This is a genomic window from Yersinia rohdei ATCC 43380, from assembly GCF_000173775.1.
Taxonomy (GTDB): domain Bacteria; phylum Pseudomonadota; class Gammaproteobacteria; order Enterobacterales; family Enterobacteriaceae; genus Yersinia; species Yersinia rohdei.
Map to the genome: position 1 here is coordinate 114,743 of NZ_ACCD01000008.1, position 14,946 is coordinate 129,688.

A 14,946-nucleotide genomic window follows, 5' to 3' on the forward strand; every position below is an offset into this window, starting at 1 on the left:
TCAGATGAATACGCGACTTTCAGTATGGAAATGGATGCCATGAAATCATATAAAATACCCGAGCTTGCATCGGCCACGCCAACGATTCTCTCTGTCTTAGCCGATCATAAAAAAAGCCTTTGGGGTATCGGATTATTCACAGCAATAATCAATCTTCTTATGTTGGCTCCGGCCATTTATATGTTGCAAGTATATGACCGTGTTCTTGCTTCAGCGAATACCATGACATTATTAATGCTCACTATTATGGTACTGGGCATATTTGTATTTATTGGTTTACTTGAATGGATCCGCAGTGCGGTCGTTATCCGTTTGGGTACACGTATTGATATGCAACTTAATCAACAAGTGTTTAATGCAGCATTTGACTCCCAACTTAGCGGTAATAAAGCGCCCGCGGCTCAAGCCTTAAATGACCTGACCTCTTTGCGCCAGTTTGCTACTGGTAATGCGCTGTTTGCTTTTTTTGATGCCCCGTGGTTCCCGCTATATTTATTGGTGATTTATATCCTCCACCCTTGGTTAGGCGTATTGGCAACTCTTGGTGCTGGTGTACTGATTGTCTTGGCCTGGCTGAATCACGGGTTATGCAAAAAACCGTTAAAAGCAGCATCAACCGTAACATCGCAAGCAACTCAGCAAGCTAACGCGAATTTGCGTAATGCTGATGCCATCGAAGCCATGGGAATGCTAACGGCATTACGCGAGCGCTGGCTAATGCAGCATTCACATTTCCTCTATCAGCAAAATATCGCCAGTGACAAAAGTAGTCAGGTTACTGCGGTATCTAAATCCAGCCGCCAAGCTTTGCAATCTATGATGCTGGGGCTAGGCGCATTATTGGTTATTGACGGCGCAATCACGGCAGGCGTGATGATCGCCGGCTCGATTTTAATTGGCCGGGTATTAAGCCCTATAGATCAATTAATTGCCGTTTGGAAGCAATGGAGTCATGCGCGATTATCTTACCAACGTCTTACGTATTTATTAGCGCAACACCCCGCGAAACCCGCAGGGATGAGGCTATCAGCCCCAACCGGAAAACTCAGTGTGACACAACTTACTGTTTGTAAACCGGGCACACATATTCCTGTTTTATCCTCTATTAGCTTTGAATTGCAGCCCGGTGATGTATTAGGGGTTTTGGGGCCATCAGGCAGTGGTAAATCGACATTGGCAAAACTGTTGGTGGCGTGTACACCGGCATTTAGTGGTTCAGTGCGTTTAGACAGCGCAGATCTCTCCCATTGGGATAAAACCCATTTAGGGCAATTTATTGGCTACTTGCCGCAAGATATTCAGCTATTTAGAGGTTCGATTGCTGAGAATATTGCGCGCTTTGGCACCATTGATACTGCAAAAGTGATTGCGGCAGCTCAAATGGCCGGAGTACACGATTTAATCTTGCATATGCCACAAGGCTACGATACCCCGCTCGGGGATGACGGGCAGGGATTATCCGGCGGTCAGCGCCAGCGCATTGCTCTGGCCCGCGCCATGTATGGGGTGCCACAGCTTATTGTGCTGGATGAGCCCAATGCCAGTTTAGATAAAGAAGGTGAAAAAGCCTTACTAGAAAGCATCGTCAAGCTTAAGCAACAAGGCTGCACCATTGTGATGATTACTCATAAGCCCGAGCTATTATCTGGCAGCGACTACCTATTGTTTCTTAATAATGGGCGGATGGAATTGTTTGATAGCACTCAGGCCGTATTACAGAACGCGAAGGGGCAGGAAAAGGCTGCGGTTAACGCCGACATTAATACCGCGAACAGTAAAAAACCTTGGGGCAGTGGCACATCTTATGGTGTCGCCCCGATTCGCACCGCATCACAAAAATCGTGACACCAACTAAACCCACGGATGGAGAGAGAACCGATGTTCCCTAAATCAGGTAGTGACCCAATGCCGGATGTAAACCGCCAACTGAAAAATCCGCCACAGCTACAGACCAACAGCGGAAGGTATCTCAGCATTGGTGGGGTATTAGTTTTAGGGGGCTTTATTGGCTCTTTGCTGTGGGCTGGATTAGCGCCCTTAGACAAAGGAATTGCTGTTATGGGGCACATTATCGTGGCTGAAAACCGTAAGGTTGTCCAACCCTTGCAGGGGGGGCGCATCAAGCAATTGCATGTGGCAGAGGGCGATGAAGTTGCTGAAGGGCAGTTGCTCATCACACTGGATGATACCGCGATACGCAGCCATAGAGATAATCTTCAGCATCAGCATTTGAGTGCGCTTGCTCAGGAAGCCCGGCTGACGGCCGAGCAGCATGACCTGCCAGCCATTATTTTCCCTGCCGAATTGCACCAATATCCTGAACAGCATTTAGTTGAGCGAAATATTGTTTTGCAGCAACAGCTTTTTCAACATCGTCGCCAGGCTCAATTGAGCGAAGTTGCTCGGTTATTGGCACAAATTACCCGTCACGAAAGCCGGTTAGATGGGTTAGAGACGATGCGGGGCCATAATCAGCACCAATTTGATTTATTCCAACGGCAATTACAGGGAGTGCAGCTATTGGCAAAAAATGGCCATGCGGCTCAAACCCAACTATTAGATATGGAGCGCCAATCCATTTCATTGCGTGCAGGAATAGAAAAAAACAACAGTGAAATCTTAGAGTTGCATAAACAAATTAGCGAAACAGAGCAACATATCTCACAACGTCGTGAACAGTTTAAAAGTGAGAATCGCGAGCAATTAGCCAAGGCGCAGCAGAATACTCAAGACTTAGGACAGCGCTTGGAGATGGCCGAGTTTGAATTAAATAATACGCGCATTATTTCCCCTGCCAGTGGGGCGGTCATTGCCCTTGCTCAACATACCATCGGGGGCGTGGTGAGTAGCGGTGAAACATTAATGGAGCTGGTTCCCAATGGGCAGCCACTGTTGGCTGAAGCTCAGCTTCCGGTGTCGCTAATTGACAAGGTTGTGGTTGGGTTACCCGTTGACCTTAATTTCTCTGCTTTTAATCAAAGTAATACTCCGAGATTACAAGGCTCTGTCTTACGGGTCGGGGCCGACCGAATACAGCATCCACAGACTTTAGAGCCTTATTATCCCTTAACGGTCGCGATTGATAACACGCAAACCCAGCTGCCTATTCGACCGGGTATGTCGGTTGATATTTTTATCCGTACCGGGGAGCGGTCGCTGCTTAATTACCTATTTAAACCCCTTACTGATCGTCTGCATGTCGCCTTTGCAGAAGAATAGTTTCTTAGGATTAATTCAGAAAAACAAATAACTACAGTGAGTTAATTCATGAAGCTATCGCAAATAAATAATACGGTTTTACTTTGGTGGGGAAGTGCCCTATTCACCAGTTGCTTTCATATTTATCTACTTTGGTTGCTGGCCTCAACCGTCGCTCCGGTGAAACACGCAGAAAATTCTCCTGTGGCCATGATGGTTGCGTTATCGGCCGAGACAGAATTTACCCAGATTTCGGAGCAAAGACCGGTAGTAGGCCTCGCCCAGAATCTCAACGAACCTGTGGTTGAGCAGTCGGAAAGTCAGCCCGAAGAAGTGGATAACTTGCTAACGGCACCCGAACAATCTCATGCTTCATTGATTGTTGATCAAAAAACGGAACCCCCTAAAAAGAAGCCGAGCAAAGTAAAATTGGCGCAATCGAAAGTAATAAAACCCCGCCTACCGGTTACTGAATCCATGCCAGATAATCACAGCGAACCGACACCTCCAGCAGTGTCCGTCAGCGCGCCCTTATCAGGTGATAGCCACCGGATAGCGGCTGCGGCTAATAGCGATTCGTCACATCTGCGTGATATTAAAATGAGTTGGAGGGGCCGCTTGCAGGGGCATTTGATGAACTTTAAACGTTATCCACCCGGAGCCAGAAAAAAGCATCAACAAGGCACGCCAGCTATTCGTTTTGTGGTCAACCAAGATGGATATGTGTTATCGGCACAACTTGTTAATAGCAGTAAATTCAGATTGTTAGATAGCGAGGCCTTGGAATTAATTAAGCGCGCCCAACCCTTACCCAAGCCGCCAGCAGAACTGTTATCCCAAGGGCAGATAACAATAACTATGCCGATAGGTTTTAATTTAACAGACAGATAGTACTGATAATGGTTGCAGATGAACCGCAGGGTGGGGAATACCACCCTGTTAGCTTTCTTTATACTATCAATCGAGCACAAAGATAACAGTTTAGGCTCACCCTTCTTCAGAGGCGTTAATCGCCAGACGGTGGTGTTGTTCTGGAAGCATTCTCCGCACTAACTTCCCGCTATAATGCTTTTCCGCCAAGGGGATAACCCGACTGTCTATGTCGTTAATAACACTTTGATTTAAATGTCATTACTGATATCAAATTAATGATAATTCTCGGCCCCACCGTCGTCATTGACTGCCGTGATTGAAATTAACTAATCAGTGGACATTACCCGCGTGTTTACCAAGTTGGGTGATGAAATCCGTGGCAGCGGTGGGCAAAAAATAAAAAAGCCGGGTATAAAACCCGGCTTAATCAATCAGTAATAGTTAGAGAGATTACTCACCAGGGCAACGCAGGCAGCGCTCAGCCTCATCCGTGCCCAGTTTCAATTTAGACTGCACATCGCGCAGTGCCGTGCGCAAACCTTCTTCAATAACCGGGTGATAGAACGGCATGTCTAACATTTGGTTGATAGTCATTTGCTGTTGATGTGCCCAAGCCAATAAGTGTGCGATATGTTCAGCACTTGGCCCCATCATCTCGGCACCCAAGAAACGGCCAGTGCCTTGCTCACCGTAAACCCTTAAAATTCCTTTGTTTTTCAGCATGACACGCGAACGGCCTTGATTCTCAAAAGAAACTTCACCGACCTCGAAACAACCGCAGGCACTGAATTTTTGTGATAACTCACGGAAGGTCGAGCCCACCATGGCTATTTGCGGGTCAGAGAAAACGACCGAAATTGGGCTGCGACGCAAGCCGGGTACCACTTCAGGGAAGCCGCCAGCATTCACGCCAGCAATACGTGCCTGGTCACTGGCTTCATGCAGCAGAGGCAATTGGTTGCTGGCATCTCCAGCAATAAAAATATGTGGCACGCTGGTCTGCATTGTTAGCCGATCTGCGGATGGAACTCCGCGCTCATCAAGCTTAAGTGATGTATTTTCCAGACCCAAATTATCGACATTAGGGCGACGGCCAGTGGCCGCTAAAACGTAATCCACCATAATATCTTGTGGTTGGCCGGCTTCATCCAAATAGCGGATAAAGACCTTATCCCCCTCCCGCTGCATGATTTCAACTTTAACATCAGGATTTAGATAAAACTCTTCACCCAGTGTTTTGGCAGCATAGCTGCGCACCACACTGTCAGTCAGCGGGCCAACACCACCACCGACACCGAACATTTTGACCTGAACCCCCAGCCGGTGCAGCGCCTGACCCAATTCCAGCCCGATAACACCGGGGCCGAACACCGCCACAGATTCTGGCAAGTCATCCCAGTTAAAGACATCATCATTGATGATCAGCCGCTCACCGAGTGCATTCCACGGGGCAGGCCAGGTTGGGCGAGAGCCGGTCGCAATCACGATCCGCTGCGCGACAATGCGAGTGTGATCATCAACTTGTAGGGTATTGTCATCAATAAAACGGGCATAACCCTGAATTTTATCCGCCGCTGGAATGCTCTCGACGCCTTCGAGTACAAAACCAACAAAACGGTCACGCTCACGTTTAACGCGATCCATTACTTCACGGCCATTAATCAGGATTTCACCTTGTGGATGGATACCAAATCCGGGTGCTTTTTCAATCTGATGCACAGCTTCAGCTGCTGCAATCAGCAGTTTGGATGGCATGCAACCGACGCGAGCACAGGTGGTACCGTATTCGCCACCTTCAATCATCACCACATTTGGGGTTGATAATTTGGCAGCGCGATAAGCGCCAAGCCCGGCAGTACCGCCGCCAATGACGGCGACATCAACGTTTAAGGTTTTCATGTCTACTCCTAACAGAAAAAAAGGGTAGGCCGAAGCCTACCAAGTTACCTTCCCGCTATACCCTTGATACTTGGTGTTGCTGGGGTTAGTTTGCCGCCAACCCGCAATGCCAATTACTTTGGGTATTTTTTCATTGTTCTTTATGCCATTAGGCAGACAAGTAATTCTCTAAATCATCACTGCCACCAATGTGGCGGCCACCGATAAACACTTGTGGCACAGTTCCGCGACCGGTCACCGCACGCAAACTCACAGTAGTGGCATCTTTACCCAAGACGATTTCTTCATACGGAATCCCGTGCTCTTGCAGCATTTGTTTTGCTTTGGCACAGAATGGGCAGCCCGGTTTCGTAAAGACAGAAACGGATTCTTGTACTTTAAAGTTAGGCGCCAGATATTTCAGCATGGTGTCGGCGTCAGAAACCTCAAACGGGTCACCCGGCTTGTTTGGTTCAACAAACATTTTTTCTACCACGCCGTTACGTACCAGCATGGAGTAACGCCATGAGCGCGGCCCAAAGCCCAAGTCAGCTTTCTCAACCAACATATCCATGCTCTTGGTGAATTCGCCGTTACCATCTGGGATGAAAGTAATATTTTCAGCATGCTGATCAGCTTTCCAGGCATTCATCACAAAAGTGTCATTGACGGACACACAGAGAATGCTATCAACACCCTGTTGTTTGAACACATTCGCCAGTTCGTTATAACGTGGCAAATGGCTGGAGGAACAGGTCGGGGTAAAGGCACCCGGCAGTGAGAATACGATGACAGTTTTGTTGTTAAACAGCTCATCGGTAGTGACATCAATCCACTGGTCGCCCTGACGGGTATGGAAAGTCACCGGTGGGATTTTTTTACCTTCTTGGTTAGTCAGCATCTGTAACTCCTTAATTAAAAAATAAAATATTTAAATTTTTCTGAGTGTCTTTTCTTGGAACACATTATTAATTTTATAACTTGATAGTTCTAATCACTGGTTGCTATCTTATCTATCGTCAATGACTATCATAAAGCGGAGCAACAATGAATATTCGTGATTTAGAATACTTAGTGGCGCTGGCTGAATTCAGGCATTTCCGGCGCGCCGCCGACTCTTGTCATGTCAGCCAGCCCACCTTAAGTGGCCAGATTCGTAAATTAGAAGATGAACTGGGGGTGATGCTGTTGGAACGCACCAGCCGTAAAGTTCTGTTTACGCAAGCTGGGCTATTACTGGTGGAACAGGCCAGAACAGTATTACGGGAAGTGAAAGTACTCAAAGAAATGGCCAGTTTGCAGGGCGAGACAATGTCTGGCCCGCTGCATATTGGGCTTATCCCTACTGTTGGGCCTTATTTATTACCGCAAATTATTCCAATGTTGCATAAAGCATTCCCAAAACTGGAAATGTATCTGCACGAAGCCCAGACTCAAAACCTGTTGGCCCAGTTGGATAGTGGCAAGCTGGATTGTGCCATTCTGGCACTGGTCAAAGAGACGGAAGCCTTTATTGAAGTCCCACTCTTTGACGAACCGATGCAGTTGGCGGTTTACTCCGATCACCCTTGGGCCTCTCGTGAAAAGGTACAAATGCATGAGCTGGCGGGTGAGAGATTGTTAATGCTGGAAGATGGCCACTGCTTACGTGATCAAGCGATGGGCTTTTGCTTCCAGGCGGGCGCAGAAGAAGACACGCATTTTCGCGCGACCAGTTTAGAAACGCTGCGCAATATGGTTGCAGCGGGGAGCGGCATTACGTTATTGCCGGCTCTGGCGGTGCCAAATGAAAGAAATCGTGACGGCGTGTGTTATCTGGAATGCTACAAGCCGGTGCCAAAGCGGACTATTGCCTTAGTGTATCGCCCCGGTTCCCCATTGCGTGGCCGCTATGAGCAACTGGCCGAGGCGATACGTGAACACATGCAACCTCGGATGAGCCCAGTGCTAGAACAGGCGGTTTAAACCATTAAGTGCCGCCACTCGATAGGCTTCCGCCATCGTCGGGTAGTTGAAGGTAGTATTAACGAAATATTCGATAGTATTGCCTTCTCCTTTCTGTTCCATGATGGCCTGCCCGATATGGATAATTTCGGCCGCCCGTTCGCCAAAGCAATGAATTCCAAGTATTTCTTTGGTTTCCCGATGGAACAGGATTTTTAAACTGCCAGTATTCATCCCGACAATTTGCGCGCGGGCAAGGTGCTTAAATTGTGCCCGACCGACTTCATAAGGCACTTTCATGGCGGTCAGATCCTGTTCGGTTTTACCGACAGAGCTGATTTCCGGGATAGTGTAAATGCCAGTGGGAATATCTTCGATCAGGTGAACCTGTGCCTCGCCTTTGATCATGGCTTGTGCCGCAATTCGCCCTTGATCATAGGCCGCAGAGGCCAGGCTCGGGTAACCAATGACATCACCGACGGCATACACATGAGGCAGCGCGGTTTGATACATGCTGTTGACCTTCAACAAACCCCGGCTATCGGCTTCCAGCCCAATATTTTCCAATCCTAAACCACTGGTATTTCCGGTGCGGCCATTGGCATACAACAGGCAATCGGCTTTAACTTTTTTGCCCGATTTCAGATGCACAATAACCCCGTCGACAGTGCCTTCAATCTGCTCAAATTCTTCGTTGTGGCGGATAACCACACCGTTATTCCAGAAGTGATAAGAGAGGGCGTCAGACATTTCCTGATCAAGGAATGCTAGCAGACGGTCGCGGGTGTTGATCAAATCAACTTTGACACTTAACCCACGGAAAATTGAGGCATATTCGCAGCCAATAACCCCCGCGCCATAAATAATGACGTGTTGTGGTTCATGGCTGAGTTGCAAAATGGTATCACTGTCGTAAATGCGTTCGTGATTAAAATCAACGTTTGCTGGGCGATAGGGGCGGGAGCCCGTCGCAATAACAATGTTATCGGCTTGCAATGTATCACTGGTGCCATCGGCATAACGGACACTGATAGTATGGGTATCAATGAAACTGGCATCACCGGAGAACATTTGGCAGTGATTGCGGTCATAAAAACCTTGGCGCATACGGGTTTGCTGATTAATAACGCGATCCGCATGGTTTAAGATATCAGCGAATGAAGAGCTGATGGTTCTGGCATTGTCGCTATATAGTGGATTTTGATTGAACTCGATAATACGGCTAACGGCGTGGCGCAGAGCTTTGGAAGGGATAGTGCCCCAATGGGTACATCCACCGCCCACATTATTGTACCGCTCAATGACGGCGACGCGGGCACCTTGCTTGACCAACCCCATAGCGGCACCTTCACCGCCAGGCCCCGAGCCAATAACAATGGCATCAAAATGGAAGTGCTGTTGCATGTAGGAGAGACCTATTATTATACAAAATTACAACGATATATTAACATCATCCCAGTGATAACCCAATAAACAATGGGTAAATCCCCCGGATGTGTGCTGTAACGCGGCAATTCCATATTGGAATGATACGTTTGTATAACGGTTGTTACTATAAAGTTTGGTATATTGTTGACTATATATCTTAGATTGAGAATGTGGATATCCCTTGGGTACGATTATGGGCGTCAGAGCACAACAAAAAGAGCGGACTCGTCGTTCCCTTATCGAAGCGGCGTTCAGCCAACTGAGCGCTGAGCGGAGTTTTGCTAGCCTGAGTTTGCGGGAAGTCTCCCGTGAAGCAGGGATAGCACCGACTTCTTTTTACCGACATTTCCGTGATGTAGACGAACTTGGTCTGACCATGGTTGATGAAAGCGGCCTGATGTTGCGCCAACTTATGCGCCAGGCGCGTCAACGGATTGCCAAGGGCGGCAGTGTTATCCGTACCTCAGTATCAACATTTATGGAGTTCATCGGCAATAACCCTAATGCATTCCGCTTATTACTGCGGGAGCGCTCCGGGACTTCCGCCGCATTCCGAGCGGCCGTCGCGCGTGAAATTCAGCATTTTATTGCCGAGTTGGCAGATTACCTCGAGCTGGAAAATCACATGCCGCGCAGTTTCACCGAAGCTCAAGCAGAGGCTATGGTCACCATCGTCTTCAGTGCTGGGGCAGAAGCGCTGGATGTGGATATTGAACAGCGCCGACAGTTAGAAGAACGTTTGGTCTTACAACTGCGGATGATCTCCAAGGGTGCTTATTATTGGTATCGTCGCGAGCAGGAAAAGCTTGCAGTGTCCCGCGCTTAATAAGGAAAGGAAAATGATGGAACAATCTTGCTCTGAAAAACAACCTTGCTCTGAAAAACAGCCTCGCCGTGAAGCTGGCACCCTGCTGTTGGCATTGATTACAGGTTTGGCAATAAATGGCTCATTTAACGCGATGTTCAGCGCATTTGTGCCTTTTTCAGTCTTTCCGCTGCTGACATTGATCCTGGCGGTGTATTGCTTGCATCAGCGCTACCTTAATTTTGCTATGCCACAAGGCTTGCCGGTATTGGCTGGGGCGTGTTTCTTACTCGGTATTTTATTGTATAGCGCGATTGTTCGGGTTGAGCATCCGTTGATTGGCTCTAACTTTGTCCCTTCGATTCTCAGTGTGGCCTTGGTGTTCTGGATCTTATTTAAGCTGAAAGCACGCCAATCGGCCCAGAAAGAAATTGATGCGGATACTGACACCGATGACGCGGATAACCCGCAGCTGTAATCGCTTGCCGGTGGCAATCTTGTCTGGCGATTTAATAGAAAGGGCAACATCGAGTTACCCTTCTTTATATTCCTGAATAGCTTTCGCTAGTCGCGTTTTTCCAGTAAGACCCCACACTCCATATGATGGGTGTAAGGGAATTGGTCAAACAGCGCTAACCGACTGATTTTATGTGTGTGTTGCAGTTGCTCAAGATTGGCGCACAGTGTCTCTGGATTACAGGAGATATAAAGGATGCGCGGGTAAGTTTGTACCAATTTGACCGTTTCGTCATCCAGCCCACTACGAGGTGGATCGACAAAAATGGTTTCGCAGTTATAGCTACTTAAATCAATACCTTGCAGGCGTCTAAACTCACGCACACCTTGCATTGCTTGAGTAAACTCCTCTGCGGACATCCGGATAATTTGCACATTATCAATATGGTTCGCTGCAATATTGTATTGCGCCGCCGCCACTGATGGCTTGGCAATTTCTGTTGCCAGCACGCGATTGAAATTCCGTGCCAGTGCCAGAGAGAAATTGCCGTTACCGCAGTACAGCTCCAGTAAATCACCGCTAGCATCTTGGGTGACATCAATGGCCCATTCCAGCATATGAATATTCACCGCAGCATTAGGTTGGGTGAAACTATTCTCTACCTGACGATAAATCATCTCGCGACCGGCGATGGGCAACACTTCGTCAATATAGTCGTGGTCTAGCATGATTTTAGTTTTTGATGCACGGCCAATCAGTTGCAAATCAAAACCCTGTGCGCGGAGTTGGTCGCGCAATTCCCGTGCTTTTTGCTGCCACTCTTCATCTAATTGACGGTGATACAGCAAAGAAGCGACCAGTTTGCCGCTCAGGGTCGATAAATAATCAATTTGAAATAGCTTACGCCGCAAAATCGGCTCAGCTCTGATGGCTGTCATCAAGACATTCATCAGACTGTTGATTAACCGGCTGGCCACCGGAAATTGTTCGACTCGGATGCGCTGCTTAGTCTGTTGGTCAAACATGATGTGGTACAAATCGCCTTCATCGTGCCAAACGCGAAACTCAGCTCTCATGCGGTAATGCTCGGCAGGCGAACGGAATATTTCTGGAGCAGGTGCCTGAAACGGCAACATCATCGCCTGAAGACGGGCAGATTTTTCTGCCAATTGGTGTTCGTAACTGGCAGTTGGCAGGATGTCGGGAGTCATGTTTCTTTCTCGTCTGGACATAATAAAAGTGGAATATTGCTGCGGATTGTAGGGAAAGTGGGGGTGATGTCCAGTTTTGTTGTGTTTATTCGATGTAATAAAGACGGAAGTCTAGATATCTATTTGACTTGATCGTAGCATTGCCGTCCGGCCTCATGCTGTTTCATAAACACCTAAGAGTTAAAAGGGAATCCGGTGTAAATCCGGAGCTGACGCGCAGCGGTAAGGGGAAGTCACGGCGATAGGTTTCATCCAGACACTGTCCGCAAGGACGGGAAGTCATCGCCTGCTCTATTTTATGGTTAATGACCTGAAATTAGAGATCCCAAGCCCGAAGACCTGCCGGTATACGTCGCAATATTCGTGGTCGTCGCGTACTACCCACCACGGCACTGCGGCATCCGCTATTTGAGTTTGGATGCTTTCTAATGATATTTAAAAATACCGTCACAATAAAAAAATATACGTTGCTCACTGCTCTTTCTGTGACGGCATATTCTGGCGTGGTGCAAGCCAATACCACCACAGATAATAAAGATGAAATGGTTGTCACTGCCAGCCGCTTCAAACAACCGGTTTCTACTGTATTAGCCCCCACGGATGTAGTCACGCGAGATGACATCGAGCGCTGGCAAGCCAAAAGCCTTAATGAAGTTATGCGCCGGCTACCTGGTGTGGACATTTCGCAGACCGGAGGATTAGGCCAGAATTCTTCCCTATATATTCGTGGCACTGAAGCCCGGCATGTCTTGGTATTAATTGATGGCATTCCTCTGGCGCGCACCGGTATTGTTAATACTGCCGACTTTAATCAGATACCTATTTCTTTAGTGCAGCGAGTTGAATATATCCGAGGGCCGCGTTCCGCAGTTTATGGCTCTGGTGCAATTGGCGGCGTTATTAATGTGATTACCCAGACCGACCAAGAAGGCGCGCAGATTAATGCTGGCGTCGGTTCTAAAGGCTACCAGCAATATGATGGCAGCGTGCGCCAGCGTTTTGGCGATACGTTAGCTACAGTGGCGGGGGGGTATCAAACCACTAACGGCTATAACATCAAACCTAATTCACCTAACCCCATTGATAGCGATCGCGATGGTTTTCGTAATAAAAATTACTGGGCCGGTCTGGAACACCAGTTTAACCAAGAGATATCTGGCTTCGTCAGAGGTTATGGCTACACCAATAATACCGATTACGATGTTGGCAGTATTTCCTCCCCAGCTTACAGTGGTGATGAAGAGCGGCTCTATAACCATACTTATGATGCTGGGCTGCGTTATGCTACCGGGGCTTATTCTTCTCAATTCCTTGCCAGCTTCCAGAAATATAAAGACTATAACTTCAGCAGCCAATATGGCCGCTATGGGGTGGCCACCACGCTGGACAACATGGAGCAGCGCAATCTGCAATGGGGCAACACTTATAGCTTTGAAAGTGCCACATTGAGCGCCGGTGTTGACTGGCAACAACAGCGCCTGACCTCCTCCAACCAAACTATTTCGGATAGCTATAAGCGGGATAACACCGGCTTATATCTGAGTGGGCAGCAGAAATTCGATAGCCTCATACTAGAAGCCTCTGGCCGTGCAGATAAAGATGAGCAATTTGGCTGGCATGAAACATGGCAAACCGCCGCTGGCTGGGAATTCGTTCCTGACTATCGCGTGACGATATCCTACGGCACTGGCTTCCTGGCACCTTCGTTGGGCCAGCAATATGGCTCGCAGCGCTTTGATATTATGTCAAACAGTGAGCTAAAACCGGAAGAGTCTCGCCAATGGGAAGCGGGGCTGGAAGGGCTGACCGGGCCAATTGACTGGCGTTTGTCTGCTTATCGCAACAAAATTGAAAATCTGATTGATTACTTCTCTGACCCAGTTACCTATAGAGGGCAATATTACAATATTAATTCCGCGACTATTAAAGGTGTTGAATGGACTGGTAGCCTTGATACCGGGATATTTACCCACCAGGTTACCCTGCAATATCTTGACCCGCGCAATGACCTCAATAATGAAGTGTTAGCTCGCCGCTCCAAACAGCAGGCCAAATATCAGTTGGATTGGACGATGTTCAATTTTGATATGGATATTTCTTACCAGTATTACGGTAAGCGCTATGACAATAACACCTCAGCCTATACTTCGACTCAGCGGGAATTGTCGAGTTACAGCACTCTCGATGTATCTGCAGCTTATCCGGTTACTTCTCATCTTACAGTTCGTGGTAGAATTGCAAACCTGTTCGATAAAGAATACGAAACGGCTTATGGCTATAAAACTGCTGGACGAGAGTATTACCTCACAGGAAGTTATAACTTCTAAGGCTGATTCCTCTCCTCGCCCGACAGCGCTGATTTTTGACTCCGGCGTTGGCGGGTTATCTGTTTATCAAGAGATTCGGCAATTACTGCCGGATCTCCACTATATATATGCTTTCGACAATGTTGCCTTCCCTTATGGGGAGAAGTCAGGTGAGTTCATTGTTGAGCGCGTAATGGAAATAGTCACCGCGGTACAACAACGCCACCCACTGGCAATCGTGGTCATCGCCTGTAATACGGCCAGTACTGTTTCCCTCCCTGCATTACGTGAACGTTTTACTTTCCCTGTCGTCGGCGTTGTCCCGGCTATCAAACCTGCAGTGCGGCTGACCCGTAATGGTGTTGTTGGCCTGCTGGCTACCCGTGGCACAGTTCACGCCTCTTATACCTTGGATTTAATCGAACGCTTTGCTACTGATTGCAAAATCGAGTTACTGGGTTCTTCCGATTTAGTCGAACTGGCAGAAACCAAGTTGCATGGTGGTACTGTTCCGACAGAAGCATTAAAGAAAATCCTCCATCCGTGGTTAATGATGCGCGAACCGCCAGATACTATTGTCTTGGGTTGCACTCATTTCCCTTTACTGGCAGCAGAGCTTGCTCAAGTATTGCCGGAAGGAACTCGAATGGTAGATTCCGGTGCCGCAATTGCCCGTCGCACGGCTTGGCTGATTTCTTCCCAAGAAAATGTTGTTTCTTCTACAGATGAAAACATTGCGTATTGCATGGCGCTGAACGCGGACACTGATGCTTTATTGCCCGTTTTGCAGGGTTATGGCTTCCCAACGCTGGAAAAACTGCCAATTTAACGGCGTTTTGTCTAAAG

General features: G+C 47.9%; 13 protein-coding genes and 1 riboswitch. Of the genes, 8 read left to right on the forward strand and 5 right to left on the reverse strand.

Translation table 11 applies throughout. The features are described from left to right. Positions 1 to 24: 24 nt before the first annotated feature. From YROHD0001_RS10055 to YROHD0001_RS10045, 3 genes are read left to right on the forward strand one after another with little or no spacing between them, the layout of a single operon-like run. On the forward strand, positions 25 to 1,845 hold the full coding sequence (locus YROHD0001_RS10055; protein WP_004714442.1) for a type I secretion system permease/ATPase: 1,821 nt from the start codon (positions 25 to 27) through the stop codon (positions 1,843 to 1,845). 33 nt (positions 1,846 to 1,878) lie between these two features. Continuing rightward, positions 1,879 to 3,219, forward strand: coding sequence for an HlyD family type I secretion periplasmic adaptor subunit (locus YROHD0001_RS10050; protein WP_004714443.1), 1,341 nt, complete (start codon positions 1,879 to 1,881; stop codon positions 3,217 to 3,219). Positions 3,220 to 3,267: 48 nt separating this feature from the next. Then, complete coding sequence (locus YROHD0001_RS10045; protein ID WP_072087005.1) at positions 3,268 to 4,089, forward strand: energy transducer TonB family protein; 822 nt, start codon at positions 3,268 to 3,270, stop codon at positions 4,087 to 4,089. Positions 4,090 to 4,185: 96 nt separating this feature from the next. On the opposite strand, the gene YROHD0001_RS20935 is transcribed toward YROHD0001_RS10045, so the two are convergent. The 3 genes from YROHD0001_RS20935 to YROHD0001_RS10035 form a co-directional block, all read right to left on the reverse strand. Beyond that, positions 4,186 to 4,239: a hypothetical protein gene (locus YROHD0001_RS20935; protein ID WP_289815568.1), complete on the reverse strand. Its 54-nt coding sequence runs from the start codon at positions 4,237 to 4,239 to the stop codon at positions 4,186 to 4,188. 282 nt (positions 4,240 to 4,521) lie between these two features. After that, a complete protein-coding gene (locus YROHD0001_RS10040) occupies positions 4,522 to 5,970 on the reverse strand; it encodes a dihydrolipoyl dehydrogenase (protein WP_004714445.1) in 1,449 nt (482 codons plus the stop codon). A 148-nt stretch (positions 5,971 to 6,118) separates the two neighbouring features. Continuing rightward, positions 6,119 to 6,850: a glutathione peroxidase gene (locus tag YROHD0001_RS10035; RefSeq protein WP_004714446.1), complete on the reverse strand. Its 732-nt coding sequence runs from the start codon at positions 6,848 to 6,850 to the stop codon at positions 6,119 to 6,121. Positions 6,851 to 6,996: 146 nt separating this feature from the next. Here YROHD0001_RS10035 and oxyR point away from each other — a divergent pair, with 146 nt between their 5' ends. Continuing rightward, the gene (oxyR, locus tag YROHD0001_RS0117780) at positions 6,997 to 7,914 is read left to right on the forward strand and encodes a DNA-binding transcriptional regulator OxyR (protein ID WP_032816724.1); all 918 of its coding nucleotides are present in this window, start codon (positions 6,997 to 6,999) and stop codon (positions 7,912 to 7,914) included. On the opposite strand, the gene sthA is transcribed toward oxyR, so the two are convergent. Next, on the reverse strand, positions 7,897 to 9,297 hold the full coding sequence (sthA, locus tag YROHD0001_RS10030; protein WP_004714447.1) for a Si-specific NAD(P)(+) transhydrogenase: 1,401 nt from the start codon (positions 9,295 to 9,297) through the stop codon (positions 7,897 to 7,899). The two genes, oxyR and sthA, sit on opposite strands and share 18 nt — an antisense overlap. Positions 9,298 to 9,514: 217 nt before the next feature. On the opposite strand from sthA, the gene fabR reads away from it, so the two are divergent. Continuing rightward, positions 9,515 to 10,147 carry an HTH-type transcriptional repressor FabR gene (fabR, locus tag YROHD0001_RS10025; protein ID WP_004714448.1) on the forward strand — a complete coding sequence of 211 codons (633 nt, stop codon included), beginning with the start codon at positions 9,515 to 9,517 and terminating at the stop codon, positions 10,145 to 10,147. A 13-nt stretch (positions 10,148 to 10,160) separates the two neighbouring features. Beyond that, the gene (locus YROHD0001_RS10020; protein WP_004714449.1) at positions 10,161 to 10,604 is read left to right on the forward strand and encodes a YijD family membrane protein; all 444 of its coding nucleotides are present in this window, start codon (positions 10,161 to 10,163) and stop codon (positions 10,602 to 10,604) included. Between the two features lie 86 nt (positions 10,605 to 10,690). On the opposite strand, the gene trmA is transcribed toward YROHD0001_RS10020, so the two are convergent. Next, positions 10,691 to 11,794, reverse strand: coding sequence for a tRNA (uridine(54)-C5)-methyltransferase TrmA (gene trmA / locus YROHD0001_RS10015; protein WP_004714450.1), 1,104 nt, complete (start codon positions 11,792 to 11,794; stop codon positions 10,691 to 10,693). A 134-nt stretch (positions 11,795 to 11,928) separates the two neighbouring features. Continuing rightward, a riboswitch (cobalamin riboswitch) is annotated at positions 11,929 to 12,155 on the forward strand. A 67-nt stretch (positions 12,156 to 12,222) separates the two neighbouring features. On the opposite strand from trmA, the gene btuB reads away from it, so the two are divergent. Together btuB and murI are read left to right on the forward strand one after the other, a co-directional pair. Continuing rightward, entirely contained in the window at positions 12,223 to 14,121 is a 1,899-nt protein-coding gene (gene btuB / locus YROHD0001_RS10010) for a TonB-dependent vitamin B12 receptor BtuB (RefSeq protein ID WP_004714451.1), read from the forward strand. Continuing rightward, positions 14,066 to 14,929, forward strand: coding sequence for a glutamate racemase (gene murI, locus YROHD0001_RS0117785; protein WP_032816727.1), 864 nt, complete (start codon positions 14,066 to 14,068; stop codon positions 14,927 to 14,929). Before btuB ends, murI begins: the two co-directional genes overlap by 56 nt. The last annotated feature ends 17 nt before the right edge of the window (positions 14,930 to 14,946 follow it).

Bases quoted from the DNA above. Each gene is read 5' to 3' on its own strand.
- YROHD0001_RS10040 (WP_004714445.1), bottom strand. From the start codon at position 5,970: ATGAAAACCTTAAACGTTGATGTCGCCGTCATTGGCGGCGGTACTGCC.
- btuB (WP_004714451.1), top strand. From the start codon at position 12,223: ATGATATTTAAAAATACCGTCACAATAAAAAAATATACGTTGCTCACT.
- sthA (WP_004714447.1), bottom strand. From the start codon at position 9,297: ATGCAACAGCACTTCCATTTTGATGCCATTGTTATTGGCTCGGGGCCT.
- murI (WP_032816727.1), top strand. From the start codon at position 14,066: ATGGCTATAAAACTGCTGGACGAGAGTATTACCTCACAGGAAGTTATA.
- YROHD0001_RS10055 (WP_004714442.1), top strand. From the start codon at position 25: ATGGAAATGGATGCCATGAAATCATATAAAATACCCGAGCTTGCATCG.
- fabR (WP_004714448.1), top strand. From the start codon at position 9,515: ATGGGCGTCAGAGCACAACAAAAAGAGCGGACTCGTCGTTCCCTTATC.
- oxyR (WP_032816724.1), top strand. From the start codon at position 6,997: ATGAATATTCGTGATTTAGAATACTTAGTGGCGCTGGCTGAATTCAGG.
- YROHD0001_RS10050 (WP_004714443.1), top strand. From the start codon at position 1,879: ATGTTCCCTAAATCAGGTAGTGACCCAATGCCGGATGTAAACCGCCAA.
- YROHD0001_RS10035 (WP_004714446.1), bottom strand. From the start codon at position 6,850: ATGCTGACTAACCAAGAAGGTAAAAAAATCCCACCGGTGACTTTCCAT.
- YROHD0001_RS10045 (WP_072087005.1), top strand. From the start codon at position 3,268: ATGAAGCTATCGCAAATAAATAATACGGTTTTACTTTGGTGGGGAAGT.
- YROHD0001_RS10020 (WP_004714449.1), top strand. From the start codon at position 10,161: ATGATGGAACAATCTTGCTCTGAAAAACAACCTTGCTCTGAAAAACAG.
- trmA (WP_004714450.1), bottom strand. From the start codon at position 11,794: ATGACTCCCGACATCCTGCCAACTGCCAGTTACGAACACCAATTGGCA.